Source organism: Streptomyces sp. NPDC093260, assembly GCF_040683715.1.
Taxonomy (GTDB): Bacteria; Actinomycetota; Actinomycetes; order Streptomycetales; family Streptomycetaceae; genus Streptomyces; species Streptomyces sennicomposti.
Window position 1 is genome coordinate 231,440 of sequence record NZ_JBFBEK010000013.1, and the last position, 9,162, is coordinate 240,601.

The 9,162-nt window shown below is 69.8% G+C and carries 7 protein-coding genes and 1 pseudogene; 3 read left to right on the top strand and 5 right to left on the bottom strand.

Going from position 1 to position 9,162, the window contains the following annotated elements:
- Positions 1 to 218: 218 nt before the first annotated feature.
- On the bottom strand, positions 219 to 1,337 hold the full coding sequence (locus tag AB0N63_RS19140) for an acyl-CoA desaturase (RefSeq protein WP_365530155.1): 1,119 nt from the start codon (positions 1,335 to 1,337) through the stop codon (positions 219 to 221).
- Positions 1,338 to 1,344: 7 nt separating this feature from the next.
- The gene (locus AB0N63_RS19145; protein ID WP_365530156.1) at positions 1,345 to 2,409 is read right to left on the bottom strand and encodes a ferredoxin reductase; all 1,065 of its coding nucleotides are present in this window, start codon (positions 2,407 to 2,409) and stop codon (positions 1,345 to 1,347) included.
- 87 nt (positions 2,410 to 2,496) lie between these two features.
- Here AB0N63_RS19145 and AB0N63_RS19150 point away from each other — a divergent pair, with 87 nt between their 5' ends.
- Entirely contained in the window at positions 2,497 to 3,636 is a 1,140-nt protein-coding gene (locus AB0N63_RS19150; RefSeq protein WP_365530157.1) for a helix-turn-helix domain-containing protein, read from the top strand.
- Between the two features lie 384 nt (positions 3,637 to 4,020).
- Here the strand turns inward: AB0N63_RS19150 and AB0N63_RS19155 are convergent, their stop codons facing one another.
- Entirely contained in the window at positions 4,021 to 4,986 is a 966-nt protein-coding gene (locus AB0N63_RS19155) for an NADP-dependent oxidoreductase (RefSeq protein WP_365530175.1), read from the bottom strand.
- Between the two features lie 130 nt (positions 4,987 to 5,116).
- Between AB0N63_RS19155 and AB0N63_RS19160 the strand changes: the two genes are divergently transcribed.
- Positions 5,117 to 6,097: a helix-turn-helix domain-containing protein gene (locus AB0N63_RS19160; RefSeq protein WP_365530158.1), complete on the top strand. Its 981-nt coding sequence runs from the start codon at positions 5,117 to 5,119 to the stop codon at positions 6,095 to 6,097.
- Positions 6,098 to 6,310: 213 nt separating this feature from the next.
- Here AB0N63_RS19160 and AB0N63_RS19165 read toward each other — a convergent pair whose 3' ends face one another.
- On the bottom strand, positions 6,311 to 7,378 hold the full coding sequence (locus AB0N63_RS19165) for a hypothetical protein (protein WP_365530159.1): 1,068 nt from the start codon (positions 7,376 to 7,378) through the stop codon (positions 6,311 to 6,313).
- Between the two features lie 80 nt (positions 7,379 to 7,458).
- Between AB0N63_RS19165 and AB0N63_RS19170 the strand changes: the two are divergent.
- Positions 7,459 to 7,794: pseudogene (locus AB0N63_RS19170) on the top strand (Tn3 family transposase); the annotation flags it as partial.
- Between the two features lie 88 nt (positions 7,795 to 7,882).
- Here the strand turns inward: AB0N63_RS19170 and AB0N63_RS19175 are convergent.
- Positions 7,883 to 8,260 carry a hypothetical protein gene (locus AB0N63_RS19175; RefSeq protein WP_365530160.1) on the bottom strand — a complete coding sequence of 126 codons (378 nt, stop codon included), beginning with the start codon at positions 8,258 to 8,260 and terminating at the stop codon, positions 7,883 to 7,885.
- Positions 8,261 to 9,162: the final 902 nt, after the last annotated feature.

The window sequence follows — 9,162 nt, forward strand, 5'->3', positions numbered from 1 at the left end:
GCGAGACCGAGGACCACATGACGCTCTGCGAGCTGGAGCGGGAGCCCGACCCCTTGGCCAGTGGCCGTGTCCGACAAACCTGTCCTGGCCTGGGCTTGTGTGTGCCCTGCTCAAGACGACATCTTTCCGATGAAACGTCACGTGGAGTGCGTGGCGATCCTGGGATCTGCGGACAAGGGCGCCTGACCTCGGGCTCGTGAGCCAGGCGCTTGTCACGATCAGGCGGCGACGAGCTCCCGCTCACGGTCCGGCGTCTCGACCTCGGACTTCTTGTTCGGCAGCGAGAGCCGGAAGACCTTGCGCCACGCGGAGAACACCTGCTTGGGCAGCGGTCCGGTGACGTACTCCAGCTCGTACTTCTCGAACAGCGCGCGCACCTTCACCGCGACCTCGGCGTACCGGTTGCTCGGCAGGTCCGGGAACAGGTGGTGCTCGATCTGGTGCGACAGGTTGCCCGTCATGAAGTGCATGGCCCTGCCGCCGCTGATGTTCGCCGAGCCCATCATCTGGCGCAGGTACCACTGGCCGCGCGTCTCGCCCTTGATCGAGCGGCGCTCGAAGACCTGCACGCCCTCGGGGAAGTGCCCGCACATGATCACCGAGTGGGACCAGATGTTGCGGACCAGGTTCGCGGTGAACGTGGCGGCGAGCGTGGGGAGGAACGACGGGCCCGACAGCAGCGGATGGATGACGTAGTCCTTGAGCACCTGCTTGCGGATCTTGCGGCCCACGGCCCTGGCCCGCGCGCGGAACTCCGGGTTCTTGCGGCGGCGCTTGTCCAGGTTCTTGCCGAGCTCCAGGTCGTAAGCCGCGATGCCGTACTCGAAGAAGCAGGCGTTGATGAAGTTCCACAGCGGCTGGCCGAGGTGGAACGGGTGCCACTTCTGGTCCTCGTCGACGCGCATGATGCCGTAACCGAGGTCGTTGTCCTTGCCGATCACGTTGGTGTACGTGTGGTGCAGCTCGTTGTGCGAGTGCTTCCACTGGTCGGCCGGCGAGACGTGATCCCATTCCCAGGTGGTGGAGTGGATCTTCGGGTCCCGCATCCAGTCCCACTGGCCGTGCAGGATGTTGTGGCCGATCTCCATGTTGTCCATGATCTTCGCCACGGACAGACCGGCGGTGCCGAGCAGCCACGCGGGCGGGAAGATCGAGAACAGCAGCACGCCCCTGCTGACCAGCTCGAGCTTGCGTTGCGCCGAGATGACCCTACGGATGTAGGCGGCGTCCCTCTCGCCGCGTCCGGCGATCACTTCGTCGCGGATCGCGTCCAGCTCGCGGCCCAGCTCCTCGATCTGCTCCGCCGTCAGGTGGGCGGTGGGGTCGATGGCGGTCAAGGTGCTCCTACCGTTCGATGTCGCAAGGGCCCGCCGCGGCGGACACGCAGGTCTGGATGAGGACGCCCGGCTCTGCCTCGGTGATCTCGCCGGTGCGCAGGTCGCGGACGGCACCGGCCTTGAGCGGCGTGACGCAGCCGAAGCAGATGCCCATGCGGCACCCGGACGGCATGAGCACGCCGGCCTCCTCGCCGACGGCCAGCAACGGCGTAGCGCCGTCCGCCTCGACGGTCTTGCCGGTGGCGCTGAACGTTACCTCGCCACCGCCGCATCCGTCGCCGGCGACGACGATGCCGGGGCGGAAGCGTTCGGTGTGCAGGCGCTCTTGGACGCCGTGCCCGCTCCAGTGCTCTTCGGCGGAGTCGAGCAGGCCCGTGGGCCCGCAGGCCCAGGTCTCGCGCTCGGCCCAGTCGGGCACGAGCTGGTCGAGACGGGCGATGTCGAGCATGCCGTCTGTGGCGGTGTGCACCTCGGTGAGCCGCAGCTTCCTGGCCGCGACCAGGCCGTGCAGTTCGTTGCGGAAGATCACGTCTTGCGGCCGGGGCGCGCAGTGGACCATGACGACGTCGTCGAACTCGGTGTCGCGCAGCATGCCCATCACGGGTGTGATGCCGCTGCCGGCCGTCAGGTAGAGCACCTTGGCGGGCTTGGCCTGCGGCAGCACGAAGTCGCCGGTCGGCTGGTCGAGTTGGATCAGCGTGCCCGGTGCCGCCCTGTGGACCAGGTGGTTGCTGACCTTGCCGTCCGGGATCGCCTTCACGGTGATCGTGACGCGGCCGTCCTGGCGGTTCGTCGGCGAGGTGATGGAGTAGGCACGCCACAGGCGCACCCCGTCGACGTCGACCCCGATCCGCACGTACTGACCGGCTGTGTGGCCGCGCCAGCCCCGTCCCGGCCTGACCACGATGGTCGCGGCGTCATCCGTCTCGCGGTGCACGGCTTCGATGCGCCCCCGCAGGTCGGCGCCCGCACGCAGCGGGCTGACCAGGTCGAGGTAGTCCGACGGCAGCAGCGGCGTCGTGACCATCTCCAGCAGTTTCCACGCCCTGCTGCGGAGGGCAGTACTCGTCATGACTCCAGCTTGCTGCGTCTCAAGGCGTAAAGTCCTGACCGCAGGACGTGAATCTGGTCGGTCGAATTGTTCGCAGGGAACAAAAACGTGAGCCATGCAATCCGGAGGGCCAGTGAACTGGCCCTGGATGAGACGACGGTCACCGCACTTCGGGCCGCGCTGAAGACCACCGCCGACGAGGTCGTCCAGGCGATCATCGACGAGGTCCCTTCCTACGCCAACGCCCTTTCGGGCAGCATGGGCGGCACCATCCGCCGAGCCGTCCGCACCGCCCTGGGGCACTACCTGGACCTCGCGAGCGGGAACGCCACGGGCGGCGGCGGCGGTGACGCGGCCTATGAGCTGGGCCGCGGCGAGGTACGCGACGGCCGTTCGATGGACGCCCTGCTCAGCGCCTACCGCGTCGGCGCCCGCGTGGCCTGGCGATGCCTGGCAGCGGGCGCCGTATCCGCAGGTCTGCCCGCCGCCGAGGTGGCCAAGTTCGCCGAGCTGACCTTCGCCTACATCGACGAGCTCTCCGCCGCGAGCGCCGCGGGCCACGCCGACGAACTGGCCGCCCGGGGCAGGGCCCACGAGCGCCACCTGGAACACCTGGCCCGCGCCCTCCTCGCCGGCGCGAGCCCGGACGTGTTGCTGGCCTCGGCTCAAAGGGCCGGGTGGCAGCCTCCGGATTCGCTGACGGCGGTCCTGCTGCCCGCCGCCCAGGCCCGGCCCGCCTACCGGGCGCTCGACCCGAGCACCCTCGTCCTCGACGATCTGCCGGACGCCACCGGTGTGCTGCTCGTCCCCGATTCCGACCGACCGCATCTCTTGCGGCAGCTGACCGACCGCACCGCCGTGGTCGGCCCGGCCCGGCCATGGACTCGTGCGTCCGCCTCGTACGCACGAGCCGTGCGCGCGCGCTCCCTCTCCTCTGATATCCGCGACACCGAGGACCACCTGCCCGAGCTGGTGCTGAGCGCCGACGCGGACGCGTTCGCAGACCTGCGCGCCCGAGCCCTCGCACCGTTGCGCACCTTGCCCGTCGCGACCGCACGGAAGCTGGAGGAGACGTTGCGGGCGTGGCTGCTGCACCAGGGCAGGCGGGACGAGGTGGCGGCGGCGTTGTTCATCCATCCCCAGACAGTCCGGTACCGGATGTCGCAGCTGCGGGAGCTGTTTCCGGATCTCGCATCGCCACACCGGGTCCTTGAACTGACGCTGGCGGTCGGTCTTCGGGCCGGCTGACGCGTACTGCGACCGTCCACGAACTCCCGGCGCATCCCGGCATCGTGCTCGGTGTCCACCTGGACGTCCGTGGGGCCGGGACGATTCGGGTGAGCGACGCGATCAAGGTTTGGCAGGTCGGCTGAGAGGGAGCGTTCCACCACGAGTCGCTCACCTGCCGGTCCGTCAGGCCCGCGTCTCGCACGACCAGCCACACCGCGGCCGTCGTGCCGACCCCGCGCCTGCGGGGATGCTCCTCCGTGTGCGCTGGTGCCGCCGCCAGCGAGGCCTGGAACGGGATGCACGTCCTCCATGGAGCGCACCCACTCCTCGCGGCCTCCGGACTGCGCCTGGTAGCGGCGGGTCTCCTAGTACACGGTGCTGCTCCTCACTGCATGCAGAAGGTCACTCGGTCACGGTGAGGACGACCTTGCCGCGGGTGCGGCCGGCCTCGACGTGGGCGTGGGCCGTGCGGACCTGTTCCAGCGGGAAGGTCTCCTCCACCTCGACGGCGACCTCACCGGCGTCGATCAGGCCGGCGATCGTGGTCAGCGCGGGACCGTCCGGCTCGACCAGGTACGCGGTGAGGCGCACGCCGGCTGCCTCGGCGGCCTGGGCCAGTTCCGGGGAGACCCCGGACGGGACGGCGACCAGCAGGCCGCCCGGGCGCAGGACCTTCAGCGAGCGGGTGCTGGTCCGGTCGTGGGCGTCGCCCACCAGGTCGATGACGACGTCGACGTCCTCGACGACGTCCTCGAAGCGGGTGGTGGTGTAGTCGATGGTCTCGGCGGCGCCGAGTTCCTTGAGCCACGGGTGGCGGGCGGCGCTGGCGGTGGCGATCACGTGGGCGCCCAGGTGCCGGGCGAACTGGACCGCGAAGTGGCCCACTCCGCCGGCGGCGGCCGTGATCAGGACGCGCTGCCCGGCCCGCACATGGCCGGTGTCGACGACGGTCTGCCAGGCGGTCAGTGCCGCCAGCGGCACGGCGGCCGCGTGCGCGTGGTCGAGGGTGGCCGGCTTGCGGGCCCACTGGCGGGCCGGCGCGGTGACGTACTCGGCGTAGCCGCCGGCGGCGCGCGGGAACCACGGCATGCCGTACACCTCGTCGCCCGGCTTCAGCGTGGTGACGCCGAAGCCGACCTCCTCGACGATCCCGGACACGTCCCAGCCGAGGATCAGCGGGAACGTCTGCAGCCCCGCCATGCCCTGACCCTCGCGGGTCTTCCAGTCCACCGGGTTGACGCCGGCCGCGTGCACCCGTACCAGTACCTCGGTCGGCAGCGGCTCGGGGCGAGCGACCTCCTCGACGGTCAGCACCTCCGGTCCGCCGAACTCGGTCTGGGTGACAGCCCGCATGGTGTGCTCGCTCATGTTGTCCTCGCTCACGTCCGTCTCACTCTCTTTCTTCTGCCGGGACCGCGGTCCCGGCAGAAGAAACAGTGGCGGGTGCGCGACGAGGCGGGTGAGTGGCCGGAGGGTCACCTGTCGTACCATTCCGGCCATGCCGCATCGTGTCGCCGTCCTCGCCCTCGACGGGGTCCTTCCGCTGGACCTGGGCATCCCGGCCAGAGTCTTCAACGAGGCCTGTGAACCGGACGGGACCCGTCTGTACTCCGTCGTCACCTGCTCCCTCGGCGGCCGGCCGGTACGCACGCACGAGGACTACCGGCTGGTCGTCGACCACGACCAGTCGGTGCTGGAGACCGCGGACACCGTCGTTCTCGCCACGCAGGAGCCCACCGAGGACCTGCTCACGACCGGCACGCTCCCCGGGGAACTCGCCGCGGCGCTGGACCGGATAGGGCCGCGGACCCGCATCGTCAGCCTGTGCACCTCGGCCTTCCTGCTCGCGGCGGCCGGTCTGCTGGACGGCCGGCGGGCCACCACGCACTGGGCGCTGTGCGACGCGCTGGCGCGGCTGTTCCCCGCGGTCGAGGTCGATCCGGACGTGCTCTTCGTCGACAACGGACGCATCCTCACGTCCGCCGGCGGAGCGGCCGGCATCGACCTGTGCCTGCACCTGGTGCGACTGGACCACGGGGCGGCGGTGGCCTCGGCCGCCGCGCGGCGCTGCGTGGTGGCGCCGTGGCGCGAGGGCGGGCAGGCGCAGTTCATCGAGCACCCGGTACCGCGGGACACCGACCGGTCCACTTCGGCAACCCGGCAGTGGGCGCTGGACCGGCTGGCCGAGCCGCTCACACTGGAGGACATGGCCCGGCACGCGCACATGAGTGTGCGCACCTTCACCCGGCGATTCCGCGGTGAGGTGGGCAGCAGCCCGCTGAAGTGGCTGGCACAGAGGCGGCTGGAGCACGCGCGCCTGCTGCTGGAGTCCACCGACCTGACCGTCGCACGGATCGCCACCGTCTGCGGCTTCGGCGACCCCGTCGCCCTGCGCAAGCACTTCCACACGTACCTGGGCCTGTCACCACTGGCCTACCGTCGCGCTCACAGCGCACCGAAGCCGATGACGGCACGGTGACCACCCAGGGGGCGGGGCTGTGACAACGCCCCACCACCCACTCGCACGGCAGCGCCACTGCGAAAACTCCAGCGGCGTGGAGGGGGGACCGGCATAGAACCGTCATCCTGCTGCGCCCACTCACGGCACTTCTGACAAGTACCACCGTGCCGGTCAACCACCTTGAATGCCGCGGCAGCAGCCGCCGCCGAGCGGTGGCGCCGGGCGACCGGGTCAGGACGTCCAGCAGGTGTAGGTGAACCAGGTCTGGACCTCGTCGGCGGACAGCACACGAGTCAGCTCTGCCGTCCCCGGGAGCATCGGGAAGAACCGGTCGGCGTTCCAGCTGCGCGGGTACATCGGCTCGTCCAGCACGAGTAGGCGGCGTCCCTCCACCACGGGGATGTCGTCGGGCAGCCCCTCGTTCCAGATCCGCTCCCCGTCCGGTGCGAGGAGTTCGAAGGCCCCGGTCGCGACGGCCCCGGTGCGCCCCTGGGCAGGCTCGGGGGCCATGGCCAGGCGGACGCTCTGCGCCGACGGTGCGGTGCCGGGCACGTGGCCGCCGCCGACGAGCACGTGGGCGAGCAGCGTGTGCAACTGGAAGTTGTCCCCGATGCCGCCGATGCGAACCTCGAACCCGGTCCCGGTGGGCCGGTGCAACACCACCAGGGGCTCGTCGTCCAGGATCGCCAGCGCGTAGGCCAGGCACTTGAGGTCGTGCCGCTCGAGGGCCGCCAGGCCGCGGCAGGAGGGGAGGAGCGTGGATGCGTAGCGACGGCGCACCTCGGTGCTGCGGCACAGCACGGCCAGCGCGGGTGGCTGCCACTGCTCGACCGAGCACCAGGCCAGCGCCAGCCGCAACGCCTCGTGCGCCTCGCCACCCAGCCGGGCCATCAGCGCGTCGTCGATGATCTTCTCGTCGGCCTCCGGCAGTTCGTCCTCAGGTCCGCCGGCGGCGGCCCATCGGCGGGCGAACTCCAGGGCATCGAGCAGGTCCCGATGGGTGCCGTCGAGGATCGGCTCCGCACAGGCCGCCGGATCGGCACCGCGTTCCACGCAGAAGCCTGCCATCGCCGCCAGCATCGGGCGCGGACCGGTGGGCGGAAAGGTGGGGAGCAGCGCAGCCAACCGGGTTCCCACCGGCACGCATTCGGTGCCCGTCGCCGACTGCAGACCACTCATCGCCGCGTTGAACGCACGCTCGGTGCGGCCACCGTCGCGAGCGGCCACTGCCTGCTCCAGCTCTGACATGACGGTGGCCAGGTCCGCGGACTTCTGCTTCCTTCTGAAGATCACCGGCATACATTAGGCCCGAGACCTGACAGAGTCACCAGGTCACCGTCGTCCGAAGATGCCGCCCCGTTCCGCGCTGTCGAAACTGGCCGGTGGCGCTGTTCAACCACGCGGTGACGTGGCTGCGGAAGAACCGGGTGCTGCTGCCGGGGGTCTCGGTGCCGGCCCGGCAGGTGACGGAGGCCCGTACGGCGGCCGAGCGGCGCCTGTACGGGGCGGTGGCCCGGGCCACCGGTCGGGCCGATCCCGGGCTCGCGCCGGCGCTGGCGGGGCTGCTGGTGGTGCCAGAGGGCAGGCGGGTCTCGGAGCGGGAGCGGCTGCGGACGCCGCCGGTGAAGTCGACGGGGACCGCCATGGTGCGGACGTTGGAGCGGGGGGAGGAGATCTCCGCGTTCGCGCTGGGGCGGGTGAACCTGTCCCGGGTCTGACATGGATGTTCCTCAACCCCCGAAGACCCGCGAAAGGCCCCCGGCCAATTCTGTCGGGGGCCCGACTTTCAGCTGTTCGCCGGGATCAGCTCTCCGAGAAGTTGGAACCCGAAATACACGGGCCGGACGGCGGATTCCAGCACAGGTGCACGTAGTACCTGGTCGATCCCGTAATATCGTACGTCTTGTAGGCGCTACAATCCGCGTCGCCGCCATCAGTGATCGTAAAGACAGCTGCACCGGTGCTGAACTTCTTCAGCTTCCCTACGACGCTGTGACCATCGATGTTGGTGTCGCACACCCTGAACTTGTCGCCGCTGTCCACGAACTCCATGAAACCGCGACCGTTCAGCGTCACGGAATGGTCGGCCGCGTAGGCGGACGTGGACAGCGTCGCCATGGTACCCAGGGCGACGGCCCCCACAGCGGCCGAACGGATCAGGGACTTGCTGATGCGTTTCATCTTCGACTCCCTCTTCAACAGGTCATCGTCCTGGATTCGACCGAGATCCCCGGCACATACGGTGCCGCTGACTGTCCGGCCGCCGCACTTGACGCGCGCTCAATCAGTAGCTGGGGACGCCCTGGTAGCGGCCCCTCTTCCCCGCGCTTTTCTCAACGTATATGGCCGCACCATGGATTTCGTTAGCGCTGAGTGCACACCTACTTGGCGATGGGTCTACTCGGCGATGCGCTGCGCTTGGCCTCGATCCGTCAGCGTGATCGCTGCTTGTTGAGGTGATCGGTGCACGCCTTGTGCACCCTGTGCGGGCCGCGCAGGAGATCACGCCGGTGCCGCGCGGATTCGACCACATGGGAGACGAGACGGACCCTTCCGGCGCGTAGGCCGGGCCCTGGATCGGATCAGGGGCTACGGTCACGACTCCTTGGGCCAGGCCGTCACCGCAGCGCCCGTGGTCTCGTCGGCGAGGGAGACGCGGGCCTGGGGCAGGCCGCCGTACTCCCCCACCCAGACGGTGAACTTGCGGCGCAGGGTAGGGCGCCCGGGTGAATCCCTTGTGCGATTCGACGAGTTTGTGCGGTCTGTCGTCGTCGCGCTCTATGAATCTGTCACGCGGAATCCGGTCGCGGTATCTGTCAGTCGACTGCACAGCGACGGCCGTCGCCGTGTCGGAGGACGCCCGGCAGGCGGCACGCGCGTCAGCGCGTAGCCGTGGCGGATTCGGCTGTCAGCTCTGGACGCCGGTATCTGACAGGGTGCCTTCGAGTACGTCACGGAGTTGCGAGCGGGCGGTGATGCCCAGCTTAGCCTCGATCTTGCATGACGGTCCGCCGACGGAGTCGGTGGACCGTTTTCGTACCGTGGGCTGTGGCGGGGCAGGCTGAGGTCCCGAGTGTCGTCTC

Coding starts and splice junctions, on each gene's coding strand:
- AB0N63_RS19160 (WP_365530158.1), top strand. CDS start 5,117: ATGCCGCATCGTGTCGCCGTCCTCGCCCTCGACGGGGTCCTTCCGCTG.
- AB0N63_RS19165 (WP_365530159.1), bottom strand. CDS start 7,378: ATGCCGGTGATCTTCAGAAGGAAGCAGAAGTCCGCGGACCTGGCCACC.
- AB0N63_RS19155 (WP_365530175.1), bottom strand. CDS start 4,986: ATGAGCGAGCACACCATGCGGGCTGTCACCCAGACCGAGTTCGGCGGA.
- AB0N63_RS19175 (WP_365530160.1), bottom strand. CDS start 8,260: ATGAAACGCATCAGCAAGTCCCTGATCCGTTCGGCCGCTGTGGGGGCC.
- AB0N63_RS19145 (WP_365530156.1), bottom strand. CDS start 2,409: ATGACGAGTACTGCCCTCCGCAGCAGGGCGTGGAAACTGCTGGAGATG.